The organism is Pseudomonas sp. TH04 (genome assembly GCF_016651355.1).
Lineage (GTDB): Bacteria > Pseudomonadota > Gammaproteobacteria > Pseudomonadales > Pseudomonadaceae > Aquipseudomonas > Aquipseudomonas fluorescens.
In genome coordinates this window covers 2,954,147-2,976,920 of record NZ_JAEKEA010000001.1, presented here as the reverse complement: position 1 = coordinate 2,976,920, position 22,774 = coordinate 2,954,147, and the positions used below count along the sequence as shown (strand labels likewise).

The 22,774-nt window shown below is 60.9% G+C and carries 20 protein-coding genes; 14 read left to right on the top strand and 6 right to left on the bottom strand.

The window, feature by feature from the left end:
* Nucleotides 1-8: 8 nt before the first annotated feature.
* Nucleotides 9-2,273: a DNA topoisomerase IV subunit A gene (parC, locus tag JFT85_RS13450; RefSeq protein ID WP_053254034.1), complete on the top strand. Its 2,265-nt coding sequence runs from the start codon at nucleotides 9-11 to the stop codon at nucleotides 2,271-2,273.
* A 176-nt stretch (nucleotides 2,274-2,449) separates the two neighbouring features.
* Complete coding sequence (locus JFT85_RS13445) at nucleotides 2,450-3,157, top strand: PqiC family protein (protein ID WP_078827666.1); 708 nt, start codon at nucleotides 2,450-2,452, stop codon at nucleotides 3,155-3,157.
* 190 nt (nucleotides 3,158-3,347) lie between these two features.
* Here the strand turns inward: JFT85_RS13445 and JFT85_RS13440 are convergent, their stop codons facing one another.
* Nucleotides 3,348-4,883 (bottom strand): AhpA/YtjB family protein, encoded by a 1,536-nt coding sequence (locus JFT85_RS13440; protein ID WP_201229965.1) that lies wholly within the window; start codon nucleotides 4,881-4,883, stop codon nucleotides 3,348-3,350.
* 133 nt (nucleotides 4,884-5,016) lie between these two features.
* On the opposite strand from JFT85_RS13440, the gene serB reads away from it, so the two are divergent.
* Entirely contained in the window at nucleotides 5,017-6,231 is a 1,215-nt protein-coding gene (gene serB, locus JFT85_RS13435; protein WP_069550889.1) for a phosphoserine phosphatase SerB, read from the top strand.
* A 142-nt stretch (nucleotides 6,232-6,373) separates the two neighbouring features.
* Here the strand turns inward: serB and asd are convergent, their stop codons facing one another.
* From asd to JFT85_RS13420, 3 genes are read right to left on the bottom strand one after another with little or no spacing between them, the layout of a single operon-like run.
* Nucleotides 6,374-7,234: an archaetidylserine decarboxylase gene (gene asd, locus JFT85_RS13430; RefSeq protein ID WP_053254038.1), complete on the bottom strand. Its 861-nt coding sequence runs from the start codon at nucleotides 7,232-7,234 to the stop codon at nucleotides 6,374-6,376.
* A 16-nt stretch (nucleotides 7,235-7,250) separates the two neighbouring features.
* The gene (locus JFT85_RS13425) at nucleotides 7,251-8,066 is read right to left on the bottom strand and encodes a rhodanese-like domain-containing protein (protein WP_053254039.1); all 816 of its coding nucleotides are present in this window, start codon (nucleotides 8,064-8,066) and stop codon (nucleotides 7,251-7,253) included.
* A 57-nt stretch (nucleotides 8,067-8,123) separates the two neighbouring features.
* On the bottom strand, nucleotides 8,124-9,659 hold the full coding sequence (locus JFT85_RS13420) for an HDOD domain-containing protein (protein ID WP_053254040.1): 1,536 nt from the start codon (nucleotides 9,657-9,659) through the stop codon (nucleotides 8,124-8,126).
* A gap of 166 nt (nucleotides 9,660-9,825) precedes the next feature.
* On the opposite strand from JFT85_RS13420, the gene motA reads away from it, so the two are divergent.
* Nucleotides 9,826-10,677, top strand: a complete 852-nt coding sequence (gene motA / locus JFT85_RS13415; RefSeq protein WP_053254041.1) for a flagellar motor stator protein MotA — start codon at nucleotides 9,826-9,828, stop codon at nucleotides 10,675-10,677.
* A 3-nt stretch (nucleotides 10,678-10,680) separates the two neighbouring features.
* Nucleotides 10,681-11,709 (top strand): flagellar motor protein MotB, encoded by a 1,029-nt coding sequence (gene motB, locus JFT85_RS13410; RefSeq protein WP_053254042.1) that lies wholly within the window; start codon nucleotides 10,681-10,683, stop codon nucleotides 11,707-11,709.
* Nucleotides 11,710-11,758: 49 nt separating this feature from the next.
* On the opposite strand, the gene rsgA is transcribed toward motB, so the two are convergent.
* On the bottom strand, nucleotides 11,759-12,790 hold the full coding sequence (gene rsgA / locus JFT85_RS13405; RefSeq protein ID WP_032890468.1) for a small ribosomal subunit biogenesis GTPase RsgA: 1,032 nt from the start codon (nucleotides 12,788-12,790) through the stop codon (nucleotides 11,759-11,761).
* A gap of 108 nt (nucleotides 12,791-12,898) precedes the next feature.
* Here rsgA and orn point away from each other — a divergent pair, with 108 nt between their 5' ends.
* Together orn and JFT85_RS13395 are read left to right on the top strand one after the other, a co-directional pair.
* A complete protein-coding gene (orn, locus tag JFT85_RS13400) occupies nucleotides 12,899-13,441 on the top strand; it encodes an oligoribonuclease (RefSeq protein WP_003171343.1) in 543 nt (180 codons plus the stop codon).
* Nucleotides 13,442-13,632: 191 nt separating this feature from the next.
* On the top strand, nucleotides 13,633-14,250 hold the full coding sequence (locus tag JFT85_RS13395) for a trimeric intracellular cation channel family protein (RefSeq protein ID WP_169875734.1): 618 nt from the start codon (nucleotides 13,633-13,635) through the stop codon (nucleotides 14,248-14,250).
* Here JFT85_RS13395 and queG read toward each other — a convergent pair.
* Complete coding sequence (gene queG, locus JFT85_RS13390; RefSeq protein WP_053254044.1) at nucleotides 14,247-15,311, bottom strand: tRNA epoxyqueuosine(34) reductase QueG; 1,065 nt, start codon at nucleotides 15,309-15,311, stop codon at nucleotides 14,247-14,249. The two genes, JFT85_RS13395 and queG, sit on opposite strands and share 4 nt — an antisense overlap.
* A gap of 63 nt (nucleotides 15,312-15,374) precedes the next feature.
* Between queG and JFT85_RS13385 the strand changes: the two genes are divergently transcribed.
* The 7 genes from JFT85_RS13385 to hflX all read left to right on the top strand — a co-directional run bounded on the left by JFT85_RS13385 (nucleotide 15,375) and on the right by hflX (nucleotide 22,684).
* The gene (locus JFT85_RS13385; RefSeq protein WP_201229963.1) at nucleotides 15,375-16,235 is read left to right on the top strand and encodes an NAD(P)H-hydrate dehydratase; all 861 of its coding nucleotides are present in this window, start codon (nucleotides 15,375-15,377) and stop codon (nucleotides 16,233-16,235) included.
* Complete coding sequence (gene tsaE / locus JFT85_RS13380; protein ID WP_201229962.1) at nucleotides 16,223-16,693, top strand: tRNA (adenosine(37)-N6)-threonylcarbamoyltransferase complex ATPase subunit type 1 TsaE; 471 nt, start codon at nucleotides 16,223-16,225, stop codon at nucleotides 16,691-16,693. Before JFT85_RS13385 ends, tsaE begins: the two co-directional genes overlap by 13 nt.
* Nucleotides 16,694-16,710: 17 nt before the next feature.
* The gene (locus tag JFT85_RS13375; protein ID WP_078827668.1) at nucleotides 16,711-18,132 is read left to right on the top strand and encodes an N-acetylmuramoyl-L-alanine amidase; all 1,422 of its coding nucleotides are present in this window, start codon (nucleotides 16,711-16,713) and stop codon (nucleotides 18,130-18,132) included.
* On the top strand, nucleotides 18,132-20,045 hold the full coding sequence (gene mutL / locus JFT85_RS13370; RefSeq protein ID WP_053254048.1) for a DNA mismatch repair endonuclease MutL: 1,914 nt from the start codon (nucleotides 18,132-18,134) through the stop codon (nucleotides 20,043-20,045). Before JFT85_RS13375 ends, mutL begins: the two co-directional genes overlap by 1 nt.
* Nucleotides 20,045-21,016 carry a tRNA (adenosine(37)-N6)-dimethylallyltransferase MiaA gene (gene miaA, locus JFT85_RS13365; protein ID WP_053254049.1) on the top strand — a complete coding sequence of 324 codons (972 nt, stop codon included), beginning with the start codon at nucleotides 20,045-20,047 and terminating at the stop codon, nucleotides 21,014-21,016. The genes mutL and miaA overlap by 1 nt, the downstream gene beginning before the upstream one ends.
* Before the next feature lie 93 nt (nucleotides 21,017-21,109).
* Entirely contained in the window at nucleotides 21,110-21,370 is a 261-nt protein-coding gene (gene hfq, locus JFT85_RS13360; protein WP_003188059.1) for an RNA chaperone Hfq, read from the top strand.
* A 12-nt stretch (nucleotides 21,371-21,382) separates the two neighbouring features.
* A complete protein-coding gene (gene hflX, locus JFT85_RS13355; RefSeq protein ID WP_069550893.1) occupies nucleotides 21,383-22,684 on the top strand; it encodes a ribosome rescue GTPase HflX in 1,302 nt (433 codons plus the stop codon).
* The last annotated feature ends 90 nt before the right edge of the window (nucleotides 22,685-22,774 follow it).

Below are 22,774 nucleotides of genomic sequence, written 5' to 3'. Positions count from 1 at the left end.
AGGCCCGCATGAGTGACATCCTCGCAGACAGCTTAGATGGCGTAGAACGCCGATCGCTGGCTGACTTCACCGAAAATGCCTACCTCAACTACTCCATGTACGTGATCATGGACCGTGCCTTGCCGCATATCGGCGACGGCCTGAAGCCGGTACAACGGCGCATCATCTACGCCATGAGTGAGTTGGGCCTGGACGCTGATTCCAAGCACAAGAAGTCGGCGCGTACCGTCGGTGACGTGCTCGGTAAGTTCCACCCCCACGGCGACTCCGCGTGCTATGAAGCCATGGTGCTGATGGCCCAGCCGTTCAGCTACCGCTACACCTTGGTGGACGGGCAGGGTAACTGGGGTGCGCCGGATGATCCCAAGTCCTTCGCGGCCATGCGTTATACCGAGGCGCGCCTGTCGCGTTATTCGGAAGTGTTGCTCAGCGAATTGGGGCAGGGCACTGCGAACTGGGGGCCGAACTTCGACGGCACCCTCGACGAACCCCTGGTGTTGCCGGCACGTTTGCCGAATATCCTGCTCAATGGCACCACCGGCATTGCGGTCGGCATGGCCACTGACGTGCCGCCGCACAACCTGCGTGAAGTGGCCACCGCCTGCGTGCGCCTGCTTGACGAGCCAAAAGCCACGGTCGAGCAGCTCTGCGAGCATATCCAGGGCCCGGATTACCCGACCGAAGCGGAAATCATCACGCCGCGCGCCGACCTGCTGAAGATGTACGAGACCGGCAAGGGCTCGGTGCGCATGCGCGCGGTTTATCACATCGAAGATGGCGACATTATCGTCACCGCGCTGCCGCATCAGGTGTCCGGTGCCAAGGTACTGGAGCAGATCGCTGCGCTGATGCAGGCCAAACCGTCGAAATTGCCGCAGGTTGCGGACCTGCGTGACGAGTCTGACCACGAAAACCCATGCCGCATTGTGATCATCCCGACCAATAGTCGCGTCGACCACGAAGTGCTGATGCAGCATCTGTTTGCCAGCACCGACCTGGAGTCCAGCTACCGGGTCAACGTCAACATCATCGGCCTGGACGGCAAGCCGCAGCTGAAAAACCTGCGCAACCTGCTGGTGGAGTGGCTGGAGTTCCGCGTGCAGACCGTGCGTCGGCGCCTGCAATTCCGTCTCGACAAGGTTGAGCGTCGCTTGCACCTGTTGGACGGTTTGCTGATTGCCTACCTCAACCTGGACGAAGTGATCCACATCATCCGTACCGCCGAGCACCCGAAAGCCGAGCTGATCGCGCGTTTCGAGCTGAGCGAGATCCAGGCTGACTACATCCTCGACACCCGCTTGCGTCAGTTGGCGCGACTGGAAGAAATGAAGCTGCGTGATGAGCAAGATGCGCTGCTCAAAGAGCAAGCCAAGCTGCAAGCCCTGTTGGGCAGCGAAGCCAAGCTCAAGAAGCTGGTGCGCAGCGAGCTGATCAAAGACGCCGAAACCTATGGCGATGATCGCCGCTCGCCCATCGTCGAGCGTGCTGAAGCCAAAGCGCTGACAGAAACCGAGCTGCTACCTAACGAGAAAATTACCGTCGTTCTGTCGGAAAAGGGCTGGGTCCGTTCCGCCAAGGGGCATGATATTGACGCCACCGGCCTTTCCTACAAGGCGGGTGATGGTTTCAAGACCGCTGCGGCCGGGCGTTCCAACCAGTTTGCGGTGTTTATCGACTCTACCGGGCGCAGTTATTCGGTGCCGGCGCACACCTTGCCCTCGGCACGCGGGCAGGGCGAGCCATTGACCGGGCGCCTCACACCGCCGCCGGGGGCGAATTTCGAGTGCGTGCTGCTGCCGGACGATGATTCGCTGTATGTGATCGCTTCCGACGCGGGTTACGGGTTTGTGGTCAAGGGCGAAGACCTGCAGGCCAAGAACAAGGCAGGCAAGGCATTGTTGAGCTTGCCCAACAACGCCAAGGTGATCCTGCCGCGCACCGTGGACGACCGCGAGAGTAACTGGCTGGCGTCGGTGACCACTGAAGGGCGTTTGCTGGTGTTCAAGATCAGCGACTTGCCGCAGTTGGGCAAAGGCAAGGGCAACAAGATTATCGGGATTCCTGGGGAGCGTGTGGCCAGTCGCGAAGAGTACGTGACCGACATCGCCGTGATCCCGGAAGGTTCAACCCTGGTGCTCCAGGCCGGCAAGCGCACGCTGTCGTTGCGCCCTGACGACCTTGAACACTACAAGGGAGAGCGTGGCCGACGCGGCAACAAACTGCCGCGGGGTTTCCAGCGAGTGGATGCTTTGCTCGTGGAAACGCCTGTTTAACGCCGATTAGAGCCCTCGATCTACGATTTAACGCGTAGATCGACGCTTTGGCGCTGGAGTCAGGGCGCATATTCACGGATGATATGGCCTTTCCAGCGCCGGCGTGGCCGAGCGTGTTTAGGTTATTTTTAGTATTACATTGTGGTTCGCCTTGTGGCAGCCACCTGGATGGGATGATGACTGCTCCACGCCTTCCTTTAATTTTGATGCTCGCTGGCCTTTTGGGGCTGGCGGGTTGCAGCACACACCAGCCTGTGTCGCTGTACCAGCTGGACAGCGGAAGTCCGGCTCAGCCCGCTCAAACAGCGGGTATGGCCGTATTGCTTGGCCCGGTAGTCGTTGCCGATTACCTGCAACGTGAAACCCTGCTGCAACGTCAGAACGACGGCAGCCTGCAAGGTTCCACAGATGGCCGTTGGGCGGGCAGTTTGTCGTCCGATATCAACCAACTGTTGCTGCGCCAGGTTGCAGGCCAGTTGGACAGCCAGCGTGTGGTGCTTGCACCTGCGCCAGCCGGCTTCACTCCGGATGTGCAGGTGTTGCTGACGATTACCCGGCTCGACTCCGGTGCTTCGCAGCCGGCGATCCTGGATGCGCAGTGGCGTCTGATCGACCGTCGTGGGCAAGTGCGCGATAACCGCATCGTGCATCTGCAGGAAGAACACACCGGCACCACCGCGTCCCAGGTCCAGGCCCAGGGCGTGCTGTTGCAGCATTTGGCGCAGCAGTTGTCGGTGGCGCTCAAGCCATTGGCCAACCAGCCGCCGATTGCCGAGGCGCCGCGTAAGCAGGCCCCGGCCCAGGCCAAGCCGGCAGCGCCGCAAAGGCCGAAGATGCCGATGGCAACGCCGATTCGTACGGATATGGAAGTGTTCAGGTTCTGACCTGAAACCGACCCACAAAAAAGGCCCGCTGACTCAGCGGGCCTTTTTGTTTGTCTGCGATTCGAAGCTTGGCACAGACCAAATGTGGGAGGGGGCTTGCTCCCGAAAGCGGTGAGTCAGCCAATGCATGTGCTGACTGACACCCCGCTATCGGGAGCAAGCCCCTCCCACATTGATCCATCGATGTTGGTTAGGGCTTGGCACGGGTCTCGTGCATCCGCGCCAACTGGCGCTCAAGCATCGACGGGTACGGTTCCATCAACCGCTCCACGCAGCTTGCGCCTTCAGGGCTGGCAATCGGGCGGATACGGGCGCGCTGGCGGATCAGGGCATCTTCGCTGATCTTGCGCTCCACCAGCAGCAGGTTGCGGCTGTGTTGAGACAAGGCCAGTGCATCCTGGGCAATTTCGGTCAGCAGCAGGTCGATCTGGCTCATGCCGAACAGATCGTCACCCACCGTCAGGCCCAGTTGCAGTTGCAACGTAATGCCACTGTCAGCCACTTCAATCTGCAGGGCATGGCCCAGGGCGCGCAGCAGTTCGCCGCAGCAGATGGCGTTGGTCAGGTAGTCTTCGCCGCTGTCTTCGCTGTGGAACAGCATCAGCGTGCTGCCATCGTTCAGGGTGTGCAGTTCACTCTGATAGAGCGAGGCGGCCTGGTCGAGGCAGTCGCGGTAGCGTTCCAGCAATTCTGTCAGGCGGGCGCGGGGCAGGCGGCGCAGTTGGTCCTGGGCGCCCAATTGCACAGCCAGTACGGCGCTGTGCTGCGGCTCAGTGTTTTTCACCGGCTCAGGCTTGGGTGCGACAACGGGCGCGGCGGCCGAGGTGTCGCGCAGGTCGGAGAACGGGTCTTCATCATCCAGTTCATCTTCCTCGGCCTTGATCACCTGGCGTGTGGCAGGCTTGAGGCCGGCCACCGGTGCACTTTCGTCAAAGCCTGGGTCGCGCAGGTCGCGCACTTCAAACTCGGGCTCGTCGTCGTAATCGGTGTCGTCGTATTCCGGCTCGGGTTCAGCCTTTGGCACGATCACAGGTTCCGGGGCGAAGCTGGCGTGCAGCTGGCGGGCGAGGTCGCCGATCTCATCCTGGCGGTCGGTGGCCGGGGTATGTTCGTCGATGTCGCGCAGCCAAATGCGCAGTTGCATCAATGGCGTGGAAATGTGCCGGCCCAGGCGCAAGCTCAAGGCCAGGGCCAATGCCAGCAGGATCGCGCTGAGAATGCCCATGCTTTGCAGGCTGATGGTCATCGGCTGCTGGAATTGCTGCATGTCGAGGCTGATACGCAGTTGGCCCGCTTTCACGTCCTGAAACGTGATATTGCTCTGGTACAGGCCTTCGGCTTCACCTAGCAGGCCGTTTTTCGGGCGCTGCCCGGCTTCGGCCATGATCCGGTTGTCCACGCTATAGATGGCGGCGTGGGCCACCAGCGGGTTCTTGGTCAGGTTATTGAGCAGCACGTTGAGGCTGAGGATGTCGTTGGACACCAACAGCTCAGTCGCCGAAGTGGCGGTCTGGGTAGTCAAGCTTTCGCCCAGGGCGTCGGCTTGCTCGTGCATGGCCTGCTTGAACTGCAAACCCATCACGCAGGCGTAGATCACCAAGGCCAGAGCGACCAGGATCACGTTATGGCTGGCGATGCGTAATGCGATCGGTACACGGCGGTGGCGCAGTGCCCGGAAGATCAGCAGGAAGAAGTTATCGGTTTTTACTGGCGTGGGCCGGTTCACTTGCGCTCGGCTCTTGGTCCGTGAAGTTGACGCGCAGTATAGCGACAGGCCTAGAACCGGCAAAGCGCTGGCTGTGCCCGATGGTCACTGAAAGTGGGTAGAATGCGGTTTTTTTCCAGCCTGGGGGTGCGCTTTGCGCGAAATTGTCCTGATAAACATCACAGGTCTTGACCGACCGGGTCTCACTGCAGCCATTACCGGTGTCCTGGCCCAGGGTGGTGTGAGCATTCTCGACATCGGCCAGGCGGTGATCCACGACACGCTTTCGTTCGGGATCCTCGTGGAAATCCCGAGCACTGAGCAGGCGTCTTCTGTGCTCAAAGACATCCTGTTTACGGCGTATAAGCTGGATCAACAGGTGCGTTTCACCCCGGTCTCCGAGGCGGATTACCAACACTGGGTCGACGGCCAGGGCAAAAAGCGCCACATCGTGACCTTGCTGACTCGCAAGGTGACCGCCGAGCAATTGCAGCGGGTCAGCTCAATCACCGCGCAGTACGGCCTGAATATCGACCATATCGACCGTTTGTCGGGTCGCATGCCATTGGACACGCCCGCCGACAAGGGCAAGGGCTGCATCGAGTTCTCCGTGCGCGGCGAGCCGGCTGACCCCCAAGCCCTGCGCGCCGAGTTCCTGAGCGTAGCCCAGGAGCTGAATGTCGATATCGCCTTCCAGGAAGATTCGCTGTTCCGCCGTAACCGCCGCCTGGCGGTGTTCGACATGGACTCGACCCTGATCGAAGCTGAAGTCATCGACGAGTTGGCCAAGGCCGCTGGCGTGGGTGAGCAGGTGTCCGCCATCACCGAGCGCGCGATGGCCGGCGAGTTGGACTTTCGCGCGAGCTTCAAGGAGCGCCTGGCACTGCTCAAGGGCCTGGATGTCAGCGTGCTGGATTCCATCGGGGCTTCGTTGCGCCTGACCGAAGGCGCCGAAACCCTGTTCGCCGAACTCAAGCGCCTGGGCTATAAAACCGCAATCCTGTCGGGCGGGTTTACCTATTTTGCCAAGCAGCTGCAGGCCAAGCTGGGCATCGACTATGTGTTCGCCAACGAGCTGGAAGTGGTGGATGGCAAGGTGACCGGCGTGGCCGTCGAGCCGATTGTCGACGCACAGCGTAAGGCGGATCTGCTGAAGGAACTGGCCCACAAGGAAGGTTTGCGTCTGGAACAGACCATTGCGGTCGGTGACGGCGCCAATGACTTGCCGATGCTGGCAATTGCCGGCTTGGGTGTGGCGTTTCGCGCCAAGCCGCTGGTCAAGCAATCGGCCAAGCAGGCGATTTCGACCTTGGGGCTGGACGGCGTGCTGTACCTGCTGGGCTTGCGTGACCGCGACGGTCAGCTGTAAGCCGACATCACTGAAGCACCCTGATCAAAGTGGGAGCGGGCTTGCTCGCGAATGCGGTAGATCAGTCGGTATCTCTATTGACTGTCACACCGCATTCGCGAGCAAGCCCGCTCCCACATTTTGATCTTCTATTGGCTTTGAATCAGGCCTTGGGCAGTGCGATGCCCTGGCCCATCTGCACAGGCGTACCCGCTGCCAATTCTTCTGCCCATTTCACTTGATCCGGCCCGAACAGCACGATCGCGGTCGAACCCAGCTTGAAGCGACCCAGTTCCGCACCTTTTTCCAAGTGGATCGGCGCGCGGGCGGCTTCGTCGTAGCGGAAGGTTTTCAGCTCGCGCTTCGGCGGCGTAACCAAACCGGCCCATACGGTTTCAATCGACGCCACGATCATTGCACCGACCAACACCACTGCCATCGGCCCGCGTTCGGTGTCGAACAGGCAGACAACACGCTCGTTACGTGCAAACAGCTCAGGCACGTTTTCGGCAGTGGTCTGGTTCACCGAGAAAATCCGCCCAGGCACGTAGACCATCTCGCGCAGGGTGCCGGCCAGCGGCATGTGCACGCGGTGGTAGTCCTTCGGCGACAGGTAGATGGTGGCGAAATCACCGCCCATGAAGGGCGCAGCCAGTGCCGCGTCGCCGCCGAGCAGTTCCAGCACACTGAAGCTGTGGCCCTTGGCCTGGAATACGCGGCCGTGTTCAATCGGGCCAAGCTGGCTGACAGCGCCGTCGGCCGGGCTCAGTACTGCGCCTGGGGTTTGATCCAGCGGGCGTGCGCCGTCTTTCAATGCACGGGTGAAGAACGCGTTGAAATGCTCGTAGGCGGTCAGGTCTTCGACCAGCGCCTGGGACATGTCCACTTGATAGCGCTTGGCGAACCAGCTGGTGAAGGCGTTCTTGAACCAGCGCACACGGCACTCGGCAATGCAGCCGGCCAGGCGCGACAGCAAGTGGTGCGGCAGCAAATATTGGCTGAGGATAAACAACTGCTTTTTCATTAAGTGTCCTTAAACCTTAAATCTCAACGGGGGTGTCGGGGTGGTTGCCCCATTCGCCCCAGGAACCGGCATAACCTTTGACTCGCGGATAACCGAGCGCCTTGGCCACCAGGTAGGTGAAGCCAGAGCGGTGGTGAGTCTGGCAGTGGGTGATGATTTCTTTGTCTTTGGTCAGCCCGAGGTCTTCGAGGATTTGCGGCATGTCGCGACGGATGCGCAGGTTGCGCGCCTTGTCCATGCCGGCGGTCCATTCGAAGTTCACCGCGCCGGGGATGTGGCCCCCTTTGGCGGCGAGGACCTTTTCACCGGAATATTCCAGCGGGCCGCGTGCGTCCCAGATACCCAGGTCGGCCGCGCCGAGGCGGCTTTGCAGGTATTCGCGGGTGGCCGTGGGGCCGTCGTGCAAGGTCAGGCTGACCGGGCCGCCGACAGGCGCCGGCACCTCGGTGGAGAGTGGGTGCTGGCCTTCCAGCCACGCCAGCAGGCCGCCGTCCAGGTAGTGGTATTTCTGGTGGCCGATCACGTCGAGCAGCCAGATAAAACGCCCGGCCCAGCCGCCGCCTTCGTCGTCGTAGACCACATAGGTGGCATCCGGGGTGTGCCCCAGTTCGCCGAACAGTTTTTCCAGCTCGGCCTTGTTCGGCAACAAACCTGGCGCGGGCGGTTGGCCCAGTTGGGTGCGTTTGGGGTCAACGAAATGCGCGCCGGGGATATGCCCTTCGGCGTAGCGGGCGGCACTGGTGAGGTCCACCACAATCAGGTGTTCGGCATCCAGTTGAGCGAGCAGGTCGCTGGATTCGATCACCAGCGGCAAGCCAGAGAAGTCAGGCATGTGAGGTCTCCTGGGCACAAATGTTGGCGATAAAAGACGGCGATTGTAGCGCAAGCATCAGGCGCTGCGGTTGGTAAAGCTGTGCAGCGCTTTCTCGATGCATTGAGCGGTTTTGCCGAACGCCTGCACGGTGGTTTCCGAGAAGGGACCGCCGCCCTGGTCGGCGACCATCAGCATCACCACGCGACCGTTACAGCTCAGGGAGCGTAACAGCAGGTGTTCGCCGGTAAACAAACGACGCAGGACCGGCGGTAACAACGCGGAAAATTGCGCGTGGTTGTCCGGCGTGAGGCGCACCTGGGCGGACTTTTCCAGCAAGCGCTGCAGCAGCGTGCTGTTGACCACATCCAGGCTCAGGTTCGCGGCGTCCCTGGGCAAACCGTCGGCTTGATGCACGCGCAAGGTGCTCAGGGCGCGGTCGGCCATAAACAGCAGTACCCGTTGCATACCGCTGGCGACCAGGGCTTCTTTGGCGCACGTGGTCAGGTGCATGGCGTTGGCAAAGCGGCTCGGCTCGACCAGCAATTCGGTGCAGCGCTTGCGCCACACGGCCAAGGCTTCAGCGGTGGGAGGCGCTGCAGGCAACAAGCCGCGATGGATTTTCTGCACATGCCACGGCCAGATCAGTGACAACGCCGGGTGCCAAAGATCGGGCATCAGGGTGGTGCGGGCGCTGGTCACCGCTTGCTGGTGAACCTGCTGCTGCACCTCACTCAACGGCTCCTGCAAGTACAGCGCGGTGAGGTATTGCCAGCGCTCGGTGTGCGGGCAGGTCCACGATTCCTGGGCGGACATCGCCAGGCCGTTGGCCAGTAGCACGGTGTTGGCCGGCTGGTTGAGCCAGCGCCGCAGGTTGGGGTCGGCATCCAGTAATTGCTGGTGGCGCAGCGCGTCATCTTCACGGGCGATGTGCAGCGCCTTGACCAGCAAGCGCTGCTCGCTCAGCAGCAGGTTATAGCCCTGGGATACCCAGATCGGCAGGTGCCAGGCTTCGGTCAAGCCGAGGCACAAGTCCAGCAGGCGTACACCAAACAGTTCTTTCTCGACCTGGCGTGCCGACTGGCCTTTATGAATAACGCGCAGTTCCCATTCTTCCAGGAGCTTGGGGTACGCGACAGCCATCGGCCACAGCGGCGACAAAAACAGCAAGCTGCCCCAGTGAATGTCTTGCCACAACCGCGCGAGGCGGCTGGCGAACAAGCCGTTGGCCTGCTGGGAAGCGTGCTGGCTCACCAGCAGCAGTTGCCGAAGGGCTACGGGGATGTCTTTTTCCGGCAAAGAGGGCAGGCGCGCCAACAGTTCCTCGGCGCGTTTCAGGCCCAGGCGGTTAAGCGCGACTTCAAGGTTTTCCGCCGGCCCCGACAGGCTGCCGTGGGCCTGGCTATTGGCCTCGCGCATTACGCTGAGCACCAGCGCCGGGCTGTGTTGCATCAGCTCGGCAATATCTCGCAACGAGCTGCGGCTATCGCGAATGGCTTTGCACACGCGCTCGTGGCTGGCCTGGGGAACGGGCAGCAGCACCTCGTCCAGGCGCTTGATCCAAGCAACGAGTGTGGTGGGTTTTGTACTTGGGACTGTCGTTTCATTAGCCATGATTGGGGCGCGATCATCACTTGCGTTCTACACGCCCGGAACGGGCCGAATTGGCTTTTCGCCTTAACGGGCTATAGTCTGGCGCAGTTTTGCCGATAAGTAGAACAAGAGTTTTCGGCTGCACCCAATATGTCCATGAACCCGACGGCACAAGTACCAATCCCCTATGGCTAAAATTATCGGCATCATCGTCGTCTTCGCAAGCGTACTCGGTGGGTACGTTCTGTCCCACGGTAAAATTGCTGCGCTGATCCAGCCCTTCGAAGTGATGATTATCGGCGGTGCGGCCTTGGGTGCATTCTTGCAGGCCAACCCCGGCTACATGACCATGCACGTGATCAAGAAGTCGCTGGGCATGTTCAGCTCGCGTTTCTCCCACACCTTCTATTTGGAAGTGCTGGGGCTGGTCTACGAGATCCTCAACAAGAGCCGCCGTGAAGGCATGATGGCCATCGAAGGCGACATTGAAGACGCCGCCGCCAGCCCGATTTTCGCCAAGTACCCGGCCGTGCTCAAAGACGAGCGCATGACCGCCTACATCTGTGATTACCTGCGCATCATGTCCTCCGGCAACATGGCCCCCCATGAGCTGGAGGGCCTGTTCGACATGGAGCTGTTCAGCCTCAAGGAAGAGCTGGAACACCCGTCTCACGCGGTGACCGGCGTTGCCGACGCCATGCCTGGTTTTGGTATCGTCGCAGCGGTACTCGGTATTGTGGTGACCATGGCATCTCTGGGCGAAGGCGACCAGAAGGCGATTGGCATGCACGTGGGTGCAGCCCTCGTCGGTACCTTCTTCGGTATTCTCGCGGCCTATGGTTTCTTCGGCCCGCTCGCTACCTGCCTGGCCCACGATGCCAAGGAAGAGGTCAACCTCTACGAAGCGATCAAAGCGTGCCTGGTGGCTTCGGCGTCCGGTATGCCGCCATCGCTGGCAGTGGAGTTCGGGCGCAAGGTGCTGTACCCGAAACATCGCCCAAGTTTCTCCGAGCTGGAACAAGCGGTTCGCGGTCGCTAAACCATGGAAAACAACCAGCCGATAATCATCAAGCGCGTCAAGCGCTTCGCTGCGGGGCACCACGGTGGTGCCTGGAAAATCGCCTTCGCCGACTTCGCGACGGCGATGATGGCGTTCTTTCTGGTGCTGTGGCTGATGTCTACCGCCACGCCGGAACAAAAAATCGCCATCGCCGGTTACTTCAAAGACCCGATAGGCTTTTCGGAAAGTGGTACACCCTTTGTGATTGACCTGGGCGGCTCGCCGCAGCTGGCACCCGAGCGCACCATCAACCCCGAGGTCAAGACCGAATCGCCGCAGGAAAACATCCCGATCGAGCGCGACACTGTTGAGAGCATGGCCGAGCAGGTCGAGAAAGAGCGCCTCGAGTTGTTGCTGCAGGAACTGCAGACCAAGGTTGAAGAAAACCCGCAACTGCTGAAATTCAAGGATCAGATTTCTTTCGAAATCACCCCGGAAGGTTTGCGCATCCAGATCACCGACGCCGCCAACCGGCCGATGTTCGACTCCGGCAGTGCGCGTTTGAAGCCGTACTTTGAAGACATCCTGCTGGCCATGGCCGACACGATCAAGGCGGTGCCGAACAAGATCAGCATCAGTGGCCACACCGACGCCAAGCCGTATGCGGGGCAGGGCGACTTCGGCAACTGGGAACTGTCGGCCAACCGTGCCAACGCTGCGCGGCGTGCGCTGGTGGCGGGCAGCTATCCGGACCCGCAAGTGGCGCGCGTGGTGGGTTTTGCGTCCTCGCAGCTATTCGATCCGAAGGACCCGTTCAACCCGATCAACCGTCGGATCGATATCGTGGTGCTGACCAAAAAAGCCCAGCGTGCGATCGAAGGCGATCAAGGCGCGGCCCCATCGGCACCGAACCAAGGTGCTGGGGCGCCAGGCGAAGTGCCGGCTGATCCGAACGCCATTCCACCCGGGCAGGAGCCGTTGCCGGCGCATGAGCTGCGGCAGAAACTGAACCTGTTTGATGATGGCGGGGTGAAAGATCCCACGGCGCCTGCACCGGCGCCCGGGTCGTAACCCTCATGCAAAAAGGCCGCGATGATCGCGGCCTTTTTGTCTCTGCAGTTTAGTAACTGCTCTCAGGCAAACTCGCAATAATCGAACGGTAGCTGTTCATGCGCTGCTGCTGCACGCGGCCATCTTCCAGGGCCTTGAGCAGTGCACAACCCGGCTCGCGGTCGTGTTTGCAATCGCGGAAGCGGCAGGTGCCGATCAGGTCGTTGAACTCGATGAAGCCCGCTTCCACATCGCTGCGGCTGACGTGGCCGAGGCCGAATTCACGAATCCCTGGGGAGTCGATCAGTTCACCGCCGCCGGGGAAGTGGAACAGCCGTGCAGTGGTGGTGGTGTGAGTGCCCTGGCCGGACAGCTCCGACAGCGGGCCGACACGGGTGTCGACTTCCGGCAGCAGGCTGTTGACCAGCGACGACTTGCCCACGCCAGACTGGCCGACAAACACGCTGATGCGTCCGTCCAACTGCTGTTGCAGCTGTTCCATGCCGTTGCCGTGATGTGCCGAGACCTCCAGCACCGGGTAACCCAGGGTGCGATAGACCGCCAGCAACGCATTGAGCGCCGGGGCGTTCTGCTCGTCGATCAGGTCGAATTTGTTCAGCAGCAACAACGGGCGAATGCCCGCATGCTCGGCGGCGACCAAATAGCGGTCGATCAGGTTGGCATGCGGCTCGGGCAGCGGCGCGAACACGATCACGATCATGTCGACGTTGGCCGCCACCGGCTTGAGCTGGCCGCGGCTGTCAGGCCGGCGCAGTTCGGTGGTACGCGGCAATTGGGCGACGATAACGCCGATGCCCTGGTTGCCGGCGCGCCAGACCACTTTGTCGCCGGTCACCAGCGCAGGCAGGTTGGCGCGCAGGTGGCAACGGGATACCTGGCCGGCGAGTTCGCCTTCGAGCGCCTCGACTTCGACCTGCACACCAAAGTGCGCGATCACCAGGCCCGTTTGTTCGGGGCCCAGGTCGCCGCCCTCGAGCGCTTCCACGGCGGAGGATTCACGTTTGGCGGCGCGAGCAGCGCGCTCACCTTGAATCTTTTCGATGCGCCAGTTTTGGCGACGATTGAGCTGGCGTTTGGCCATTGGTGTTCCGTGTCGATAATGCAAAGGTTGGGTGAAACGGTCGCGAGTCTAGCACGGCCCCGCCTGCTAAACTGCGCAGCTACGCTAAGGTGCCAAGAGAATCAAGCCATGCAAAACCCACAGAACCTGATTTGGATCGATCTGGAAATGACCGGTCTGAACCCCGACACCGACGTCATCATCGAGATGGCGACCATTGTCACCGACAGCAACCTCAACACCTTGGCCGAAGGTCCGGTGATCGCCATCCATCACAGCGATGCCGTCCTCGCCACCATGGATGAGTGGAACACCCGCACCCACGGCAACTCCGGCCTCACCCAGCGCGTACGCGACAGCCGTATCAGCATGGCTGAAGCGGAAGCCGAAACCATCGCGTTCCTGGAAAAATGGGTGCCCAAGGGCAAGTCGCCGATCTGCGGCAACAGCATCTGCCAGGACCGCCGCTTCCTTTATACGCACATGAAGGGGCTGGAAAGCTACTTCCACTACCGCAACCTGGATGTGTCCACCTTGAAAGAGCTGGCGGCACGCTGGGCGCCGGAAGTGAAGGACAGCTTCCATAAAGGCAGCACTCACTTGGCACTGGACGATATCCGCGAATCGATCGCCGAGCTGCAGCATTACCGCAAGCATTTCATCAAGGCTTGAATCTGTGGCGCCTGGCCCGGCGTCTTCGCGAGCAAGCCCGCTCCCACCTTCGACCGCATTCCAATGGACGGACGCGGTTAAAGGTGGGAGCGGGCTTGCTCGCGAAGGGCGTGCCTCGGTCTTTCGCCAAGCGCCCTCTTTTGGTGCCATCAGCAAATGATTAGACTGCCGGCCTCTTTGCAAGGATCGCCATCATGTTGTTGATGCTCTACCTCATCGCCATCACCGCCGAAGCCATGACCGGCGCCCTGTCCGCGGGTCGGCGCGGCATGGACTGGTTTGGTGTGGTGCTGATCGCCTGCGTCACGGCGCTGGGCGGCGGTTCGGTGCGTGATGTGCTGTTGGGGCATTACCCGCTGACCTGGGTCAAACACCCGGAATACCTGGTGCTGACCTCGATCGCCGCGCTGGTGACGATCTTTATTGCGCCGCTGATGCGTCACCTGCGTTCGCTGTTCCTGGCACTCGATGCGGTGGGGTTGGTGGCCTTCACCCTGATTGGCTGCATGACTGCACTGGAAATGGGCCACGGCATGCTGGTGGCTTCGGTCAGCGGCGTTATTACCGGGGTGTTCGGCGGTATCCTGCGGGATATCTTCTGCAACGACATCCCGCTGATCTTCCGTCGTGAGCTGTATGCCAGCGTGTCGTTCCTTGCCGCCTGGTTCTACATGCTGTGCCTGTACCTGGAACTGCCCAGCGAGCAGGCGATTTTGCTCACCTTGTTCAGCGGCTTTCTATTGCGCCTGCTGGCGATCCGTTTTCACTGGGAAATGCCCAAATTCGTCTACAACGACGACGTACACTAGCGTGTAGCGTGCTGGTTCAGCGCCCACTCCACGTGCTCGCGCACCAGGTCCGAGGGGTAGTCGCGCCGCGCCTTCAAGGCTTCGAGCACGGGAATGCTCGACGGCGCATTGCCCAGGCCCACTGCCAGGTTGCGCAGCCAGCGCTCATAACCGGCGCGGCGTAGGGGCGAGCCTTCAGTGCTGGTGAGGAATTTATCCTCGTCCCACATAAACAGTTCGGCCAGTTCTGCGTTATCCAGGTTATGCCGGGGCTTGAAATCGCCCTCATCGGTAGCGCGGGCGAAACGATTCCACGGGCAAACGATCTGACAGTCATCGCAGCCGAACACGCGATTGCCGATCAGTGGGCGCAGGTCTTCCGGGATTGCGCTCTTGAGCTCGATGGTCAGGTAGGAAATGCAGCGTCGTGCGTCCAGTACGTAGGGGCCGACGAAGGCATTAGTGGGGCAGATGTCCAGGCAGGCCGTGCAGCGGCCGCAGTGCTCGCTGGTGTGAGGGGCGTCAACCGGCAGGGGCAAATCGACAAACAGTTCGCTCAAAAAGAAATAACTGCCGGCCTTGCGATTGAGTACCAGGGTGTTTTTGCCGATCCAACCCAGGCCTGCCTGTTCGGCAATGGCTTTTTCCAGCACGGGCGCGCTGTCGACAAACGCGCGAAAGCCGAACGGGCCGATCTGTGCCTGAATGCGGTCGGCCAGTTGCTGCACGCGTTTGCGGATCAGCTTGTGGTAATCGCGGCCGAGGGCGTAACGGGATATGTAGGCTTTCTCTGGCTTTGCCAGCAGTTGCGCCATTTGGGTGTCGCCTGGCAGATAATCCATGCGCAGCGACACCACGCGCAGAGTGCCCGGCACCAGTTGATCGGGATGGGAGCGTTTGCTGCCATGGGCGCCCATGTATTCCATCTCGCCGTGGTAACCCGCGTCGAGCCAGCGTTGCAGGTGCTGTTCATGCTCGGCCAGGTCCAGGCCGCTGATGCCGACTTGTTGAAAGCCCAGTTCGCGGCCCCAGTCTTTGATCGATTGGGCGAGGGCGGGCAGATCGGTGGTGATGGCAGGCATGAGACAAGGGAAACCGCAGGTTAGATAGGTATAATTCTGCCAGACATCGGAGCTTGAAGACGCATGCCGCAGACAAAACACGCAATAACCGACGTACAGCCGCTGTTGCACGGCCATTTGCCGCAACTCGCTGCGCGCGCCCCGGACGCCCATAAAGGCCAATTCGGCCACCTGCTGGTCATCGGCGGCGACCGAGGCTTTGGCGGTGCGGCACTGTTGAGTGCCGAAAGCGCCCTGCGCAGTGGCGCGGGCATGGTGTCCCTGGCGACCCGGCCTGAACACGTGCCGGCGGCACTGGCGCGCTTGCCGGAAGTCATGACCGTCGGCGTGAGTTCGGCCAACCAGTTGATGGGGTTGCTGGAAAAAATCTCAGTCATTGTCATCGGCCCCGGTCTGGGCGCGGCGTCCTGGGGTAAAAGCCTGTTGTCCGTCGCCGCTAATGCCCAGCAGCCGCAAGTCTGGGATGCCGATGCGTTGAATCAGTTGGCCGCGGGCGGCGTAAGCCTTCCAGCCAACAGCGTGATTACCCCACACCCTGGCGAGGCGGCGCGGTTGATGGGCATCACGACAGTCGAGGTTCAGGCTGATCGCCTTAAGGTGGCGCGCGCGTTGAGCCAGAAATTCAATGCAGTGGCTATTCTCAAGGGTGATGGCAGTTTGATTGCTAGCCCGGACGGCCGTGTTTCACGCTGTGATCAAGGCCACCCGGCGATGGCCACCGCCGGTTTGGGTGACGTCCTGAGTGGTGTGGTGGGCGCCTTACTTGCCCAGGGCATGCCGGCTTATGAAGCCAGCTGCCTGGCCGTGTGGTTGCACGCCACAGCGGGGGATCGCCAGGGCACCTATGGTCGCGGCTTGGCTGCCAGTGACCTGATACCTGCCATTCGTCAATTGCTGGAGGAGCAGTCGCCGTGTCTGAAGTAACCCTTTTCCTGGCAGATGAAGATGCCATGGTCGCGTTCGGGAATCGCATTGCCCACGTGACGGCCGGTGCCGGGTTGATCTTCCTGGAGGGCGACTTGGGGGCCGGAAAAACCACACTGTCTCGTGGGATTATTCGTGGGTTGGGACACGCCGGGGCAGTAAAAAGCCCTACGTTCACTTTGGTCGAACCCTATGAGATCGGTGATGTTCGCGCCTTCCACTTCGACCTCTATCGCCTGGTAGATCCTGAAGAACTGGAGTACATGGGCATCCGTGATTATTTTGACGAAGATGCGTTGTGCCTGATCGAGTGGCCAGATAAAGGCACAGGCTTTTTGCCAAAGCCGGACCTGACCATTACCATTACGCCGCATGACCACGGACGTCAGCTGAAGTTGTTGCCCCAGAGTGCGCGCGGTGAGTTGTGGTGCGCTGCTCTGGCATTGGAATTCAAATAAAATTGGTGGGGTTTGGTATGCGCTTTCGCGCGATGGTTGCTGTCGTAGGGGTGTTGCTTGCGGCAATGACTTTCAATGCTCTGGCTGCTTCACAGGTGAAAAGTGTGCGCCTGTGGCGAGCGCCGGATAACACGCGACTGGTGTTTGACCTGTCTGGCCCGGTCCAGCACAGCGTCTTTACCCTGACGGCGCCCGATCGCCTGGTGATCGACATCAATGGTGCGACCCTGGCCGCGCCGCTGAAAGTCTCCACTGCCAACACGCCGATTACGTCGATGCGCTCGGCTCAGCGTACGCCGACCGATCTGCGAGTGGTCATCGACCTGAAAAAGGCCGTGACCCCGAAAAGTTTTGTGCTGGCGCCAAACGCCCAATACGGTAACCGGCTGGTGGTCGACCTGTTCGACAACGCCGCCGATGCCGCGCCGCCGCCGGCACCAACGCCAAGTGTTGCGACCGTGCCGGCAGTGCCCGTCAACCCGTCGCAACCACAGGTCAAGCTGCCACCGCCGCCGCCTGCGCCTGCGGGCAAGCGCGACATTATCGTGGTGATCGACGCCGGCCACGGCGGTGAAGACCCGGGTGCTTCCGGCTCGCGCGGGCAGCACGAAAAAGACGTGGTACTGGCCATCGCTCGTGAATTGCAGCGTCAGGTCAATGGCATGAAAGGCTATCGCGCCGAGTTGACCCGTACCGGCGACTACTTCATTCCGTTGCGCGGCCGTACTGAAATCGCCCGCAAGAAGGGCGCAGACCTGTTTGTGTCGATCCATGCCGACGCCGCACCTTCGGCCGCCGCCTTTGGCGCCTCGGTGTTTGCCCTGTCGGACCGCGGCGCTACGTCCGAAACCGCACGGTGGCTGGCCGACAGTGAAAACCGTTCCGACTTGATCGGCGGTGCCGGTAACGTGTCCCTCGATGACAAGGATAAAATGCTCGCCGGCGTGCTGCTCGACCTGTCGATGACCGCTTCGCTGACGTCCAGCTTGAACGTCGGCCAAAAGGTGCTGAGCAATATTGGTCGCGTGACCTCGCTGCACAAACAGCGCGTGGAGCAGGCCGGGTTCATGGTGTTGAAGTCGCCGGACATTCCATCGATCCTGGTGGAAACCGGGTTTATCTCCAACGCCAACGAAGCCTCGAAGTTGGCCAGTTCGGGCCACCAACAGGCCCTGGCTCGCTCGATCAGCGCGGGTATTCGTCAGTTCTTCCAGCAGAACCCGCCACCTGGCACCTACATCGCCTGGCTGCGTGACTCCGGGAAAATCGCCCAGGGCCCGCGCGACCATCGCGTGCAGCCGGGTGACACCCTGGCCATGCTCGCCGTGCGTTTCCAGGTTTCGGCCGCGACCTTGCGCAGCGCCAATAACCTGAAAACCGATGAGCTGAAAGTCGGTCAGGTATTGACCATTCCTGGCACTGAATTGGCGGCGCAGTAATGAGCGAATCAGTGTTGACCAGCGGTTCACGTATTGAGCTGCTCAGCCCGCGCCTTGCCAACCAGATTGCCGCGGGCGAGGTGGTTGAGCGCCCGGCGTCGGTGATCAAGGAGTTGCTGGAAAACAGTATCGACTCGGGTGCCCGGCGCATTGATGTCGACGTGGAGCAGGGCGGCGTCAAGCTGCTGCGGGTGCGCGACGACGGCAGTGGCATCTCTTCGGATGACCTGCCGCTGGCCTTGGCCCGTCACGCCACCAGCAAGATTCGCGACCTGGAAGACCTTGAGCGAGTGATGAGCCTGGGCTTTCGCGGTGAGGCATTGGCGTCCATCAGCTCCGTGGCGCGCCTGACCCTGACTTCCCGTACGCGCAACGCCGAGCAGGCGTGGCAGGTGGAAACCGAAGGCCGCGACATGGCGCCTCGGGTCCAGCCGGCGGCGCACCCGGTGGGGACGTCGGTGGAGGTGCGCGACCTGTTCTTCAACACCCCGGCGCGACGCAAATTCCTCAAGGCTGAAAAAACCGAATTCGATCACCTGCAAGAAGTCATCAAGCGTCTGGCACTGGCGCGCTTCGACGTTGCGTTCCATTTGCGCCACAACGGCAAGACCATCCTCAGTCTGCACGAAGCCAATGACGACGCTGCGCGCGCTCGGCGAGTGGCTGCGGTGTGCGGCGCGGGTTTCCTGGAACAGGCGCTACCGATTGAAATCGAACGCAACGGCTTGCGGCTGTGGGGTTGGGTTGGCTTGCCGACCTTCTCCCGTAGCCAGGCGGACTTGCAGTATTTCTTTGTGAATGGCCGTGCGGTACGCGACAAGCTGGTGGCCCACGCGGTGCGCCAGGCGTATCGCGACGTGTTGTTCAATGGTCGCCATCCGACGTTTGTACTGTTCTTTGAGGTCGACCCCTCGGTGGTCGACGTCAACGTGCACCCGACCAAACACGAAGTGCGCTTCCGCGACGGGCGCATGGTGCATGACTTCCTGTACGGCACCTTGCACCGCGCCCTGGGCGATGTGCGCCCGGATGACCAGCTGTCGGCGCCGATCGTGACGGCGGTGGTGCGACCTAGCGGGCCGGAAGCCGGTGAATTCGGGCCTCAGGGTGAAATGAGCCTGGCGGCCAACTTGCTGCAATCGACGCCGCCGGCGCCAGCTTTTACAGCGCCGGGCGCCGGGTCGGGCGCCGGTTATCAGTATCAATACACGCCGCGTCCGCAGTCGACGGTGCCGGTAGCCGAGGCCCAGGCGGCCTATCGCGAGTTCTTTGCGCCGCTGCCGGGCGCTGAGCCGGGCGCTGTCGCGTTGCCGGAGGGCGGTGGTGATATTCCGCCGCTGGGCTATGCGCTGGCCCAGCTCAAGGGCATCTACATCTTGGCGGAAAACGCCCACGGCCTGGTGCTGGTGGACATGCACGCCGCCCATGAGCGAATCATGTACGAGCGCCTGAAGATCGCCATGGCCAGTGAGGGCCTCAGCGGCCAGCCCTTGTTGGTGCCAGAATCCCTGGCAGTCAGCCAGCGCGAGGCCGACTGCGCCGAAGAGCACCACAGCGTGTTTCAGAAACTGGGCTTCGAATTGCAGCGCCTCGGCCCGGAAACGTTGGCGATCCGCCAGATTCCCGCGCTGCTCAAGCAGGCTGAGGCCAACCGTCTGGTCGCCGATGTGCTGGCTGACCTGATGGAATATGGCACCAGCGACCGCATCCAGGCACATATCAACGAACTGCTCGGTACCATGGCCTGTCATGGTGCGATCCGCGCCAACCGCCGCCTGGCCCTGCCGGAAATGAACGGTCTGCTGCGCGACATGGAAAACACCGAGCGCAGCGGCCAATGCAACCATGGCCGACCGACCTGGACCCAGATGGGCCTGGACGATCTGGACAAACTGTTCTTGCGCGGCCGTTGATGAGCGCCTTGCCCCCTGCCATCTTCCTGATGGGCCCTACGGCCGCCGGCAAGACCGACCTGGCTATCGAGCTGACCAAGGTGCTGCCGTGCGAGCTGATCAGTGTCGACTCTGCACTGGTTTACCGGGACATGGACATTGGCACTGCCAAACCGTCCAAAGCGCTGTTGGCCGAGCATCCGCACAGGCTGATCGATATCATCGACCCGTCTGAGAGCTATTCCGCAGCGGATTTCCGTACCGATGCCCTGGCCGCCATGGCTGAAATCACTGCGCGGGGCAATATTCCGCTGCTGGTGGGCGGTACGATGCTCTATTACAAGGCTTTGCAGGAAGGCCTGGCGGATATGCCGCCCGCCGACGCACAGGTGCGTGCCGAGCTCGAGGAAGCCGCTGCACGCCTTGGCTGGCAGGCCCTGCACGACCAATTGGCAGCGGTTGATCCGGTGTCCGCCGCGCGCATTCATCCCAACGACCCCCAGCGCCTCACCCGGGCCCTGGAAGTCTGGCGTGTGAGCGGTCAGACCATGACTGAACATAGGCTGAAACAAACTGCGCAAAGTGCTGAAGCAGGCGCATCTGGACAGTCACAATTGCCCTATACTGTGGCGAATCTGGCCATTGCTCCGGCAAATCGCCAGGTGCTGCATGAACGAATTGCACAAAGATTCACAATTATGTTGGAACAGGGGTTTGTGGACGAGGTCGTAGCACTGCGTTCAAGAGGCGATCTGCATGCTGGGTTGCCTTCGATACGTGCTGTTGGCTATCGCCAAGTCTGGGATCATCTGGACGGCAAGCTGACGTCAGCCGAAATGCAGGAGCGCGGCATCATTGCCACGCGCCAATTGGCGAAGCGCCAGTTCACCTGGCTGCGCAGCTGGAGCGATTTGCACTGGTTGGACAGCCTGGACAGCGACAATCTGTCACGCGCCTTGAAATACTTGGGAACGGTCTCCATATTGAGCTGAGTCCTTGCAATTGCCGTCTATCCTTGGGGGTGTGACGGCCATAAGCTATCTATTTTCCGAATTTTATTATTGATCCTTAAAGGAGTGCGGCACATGTCAAAAGGGCATTCGCTACAAGACCCTTACTTGAATACTTTACGTAAAGAGAAAGTTGGGGTTTCCATCTATCTGGTCAACGGTATCAAGTTGCAAGGCACGATCGAGTCGTTCGACCAGTTCGTGATCCTGCTGAAAAACACCGTCAGCCAGATGGTTTACAAGCACGCTATCTCGACAGTCGTTCCAGTCCGTCCTATCCGTCTGCCTAGCGCAGCGGGTGACGAACAGGGTGACGCTGAGCCAGGTAACGCCTGATAGGAGTCTCCTTTGTTCTTTGAGCGCCACGGTGGTGGTGAGCGAGTAATCCTCGTTCACTTGGATGGACAGGACCCTGAGGCGCGCGAAGATCCGCAGGAGTTTCAGGAGTTGGCAAATTCGGCCGGCGCCGAGACCGTTGCGTTTTTTAACGTACCGCGTCATCGGCCAACCGCCAAATACCTGATCGGCAGCGGCAAGGTCGAGGAACTACGCGATCTGGTCCATGCTGAAGAAGCCGATCTGGTGATCTTCAATCACACCCTCACGCCCAGTCAGGAACGTAACCTCGAACGTGTTTTCGAGTGTCGCGTGATCGACCGCACCGGTCTGATTCTCGATATTTTCGCCCAGCGCGCCCGTACCCATGAAGGCAAGCTCCAGGTAGAACTGGCCCAGCTTGACCACATGAGCACCCGCCTGGTTCGTGGCTGGACTCACCTTGAGCGTCAAGGTGGCGGTATCGGCATGCGTGGCCCGGGTGAAACCCAGTTGGAAACCGACCGCCGTCTGCTGCGGGTGCGCCTGCGCCAGATCAAGGGGCGCCTCGAAAAGGTCCGTAGCCAGCGCGAGCAGTCGCGACGCGGCCGGATGCGTGCGGATATCCCTACCGTTTCCCTGGTGGGCTATACCAACGCCGGCAAATCCACACTGTTCAATAACGTGACGAAATCGGACGTGTACGCGGCCGACCAACTCTTCGCCACGCTTGATCCGACCTTGCGCCGTCTGGAACTGGACGACCTGGGGCCGATTGTCCTGGCCGACACCGTGGGTTTCATTCGTCACTTGCCCCACAAGCTGGTTGAGGCGTTTCGGTCTACGCTCGAAGAGTCGAGCAACTCCGATCTGCTGCTGCACGTGATCGATGCGGCCGAACCGGATCGCATGTTGCAGATTGAGCAGGTGATGGTGGTGCTGGGCGAGATTGGTGCACAGGACTTGCCGATCCTCGAGGTCTATAACAAACTCGATTTGCTTGAAGGCGTTGAGCCACAAATCCAGCGCGATGAGAACGGCAAGCCCCAGCGGGTATGGTTGTCGGCGCGCGATGGCAGTGGCCTGGAGTTGCTCGAACAGGCCATTGCCGAGTTGCTGGGCAGCGATTTGTTTGTCGGCACCTTGCGCTTGCCTCAGCGTTTTGCTCGACTGCGTGCACAGTTTTTTGAGTTGGGCGCGGTACAGAAAGAAGAATACGACGAAGAAGGTGTCAGCTTGCTGGCCGTTCGATTGCCGCGTTCGGAGCTGAATCGGCTGGTCAGTCGTGAAGGTGTGGTACCGGCCGAGTTCATCGAACAACACACTTTGCAATAAAAGCCTCCTAAAGCGGTTGTGCCGCAGTAGCAGGCATTCTGTAGCATTGGTCGGCGCGCCGTGGGTGCGTCTTTGCTTTATCAGATGGAG

Coding starts and splice junctions, on each gene's coding strand:
- motB (WP_053254042.1), top strand. CDS start 10,681: ATGGAAAACAACCAGCCGATAATCATCAAGCGCGTCAAGCGCTTCGCT.
- rsgA (WP_032890468.1), bottom strand. CDS start 12,790: ATGGCCAAACGCCAGCTCAATCGTCGCCAAAACTGGCGCATCGAAAAG.
- queG (WP_053254044.1), bottom strand. CDS start 15,311: ATGCCTGCCATCACCACCGATCTGCCCGCCCTCGCCCAATCGATCAAA.
- miaA (WP_053254049.1), top strand. CDS start 20,045: ATGAGCGCCTTGCCCCCTGCCATCTTCCTGATGGGCCCTACGGCCGCC.
- JFT85_RS13385 (WP_201229963.1), top strand. CDS start 15,375: ATGCCGCAGACAAAACACGCAATAACCGACGTACAGCCGCTGTTGCAC.
- motA (WP_053254041.1), top strand. CDS start 9,826: ATGGCTAAAATTATCGGCATCATCGTCGTCTTCGCAAGCGTACTCGGT.
- JFT85_RS13445 (WP_078827666.1), top strand. CDS start 2,450: ATGACTGCTCCACGCCTTCCTTTAATTTTGATGCTCGCTGGCCTTTTG.
- JFT85_RS13425 (WP_053254039.1), bottom strand. CDS start 8,066: ATGCCTGACTTCTCTGGCTTGCCGCTGGTGATCGAATCCAGCGACCTG.
- orn (WP_003171343.1), top strand. CDS start 12,899: ATGCAAAACCCACAGAACCTGATTTGGATCGATCTGGAAATGACCGGT.
- asd (WP_053254038.1), bottom strand. CDS start 7,234: ATGAAAAAGCAGTTGTTTATCCTCAGCCAATATTTGCTGCCGCACCAC.
- mutL (WP_053254048.1), top strand. CDS start 18,132: ATGAGCGAATCAGTGTTGACCAGCGGTTCACGTATTGAGCTGCTCAGC.
- JFT85_RS13420 (WP_053254040.1), bottom strand. CDS start 9,659: ATGGCTAATGAAACGACAGTCCCAAGTACAAAACCCACCACACTCGTT.
- parC (WP_053254034.1), top strand. CDS start 9: ATGAGTGACATCCTCGCAGACAGCTTAGATGGCGTAGAACGCCGATCG.
- JFT85_RS13375 (WP_078827668.1), top strand. CDS start 16,711: ATGCGCTTTCGCGCGATGGTTGCTGTCGTAGGGGTGTTGCTTGCGGCA.
- hfq (WP_003188059.1), top strand. CDS start 21,110: ATGTCAAAAGGGCATTCGCTACAAGACCCTTACTTGAATACTTTACGT.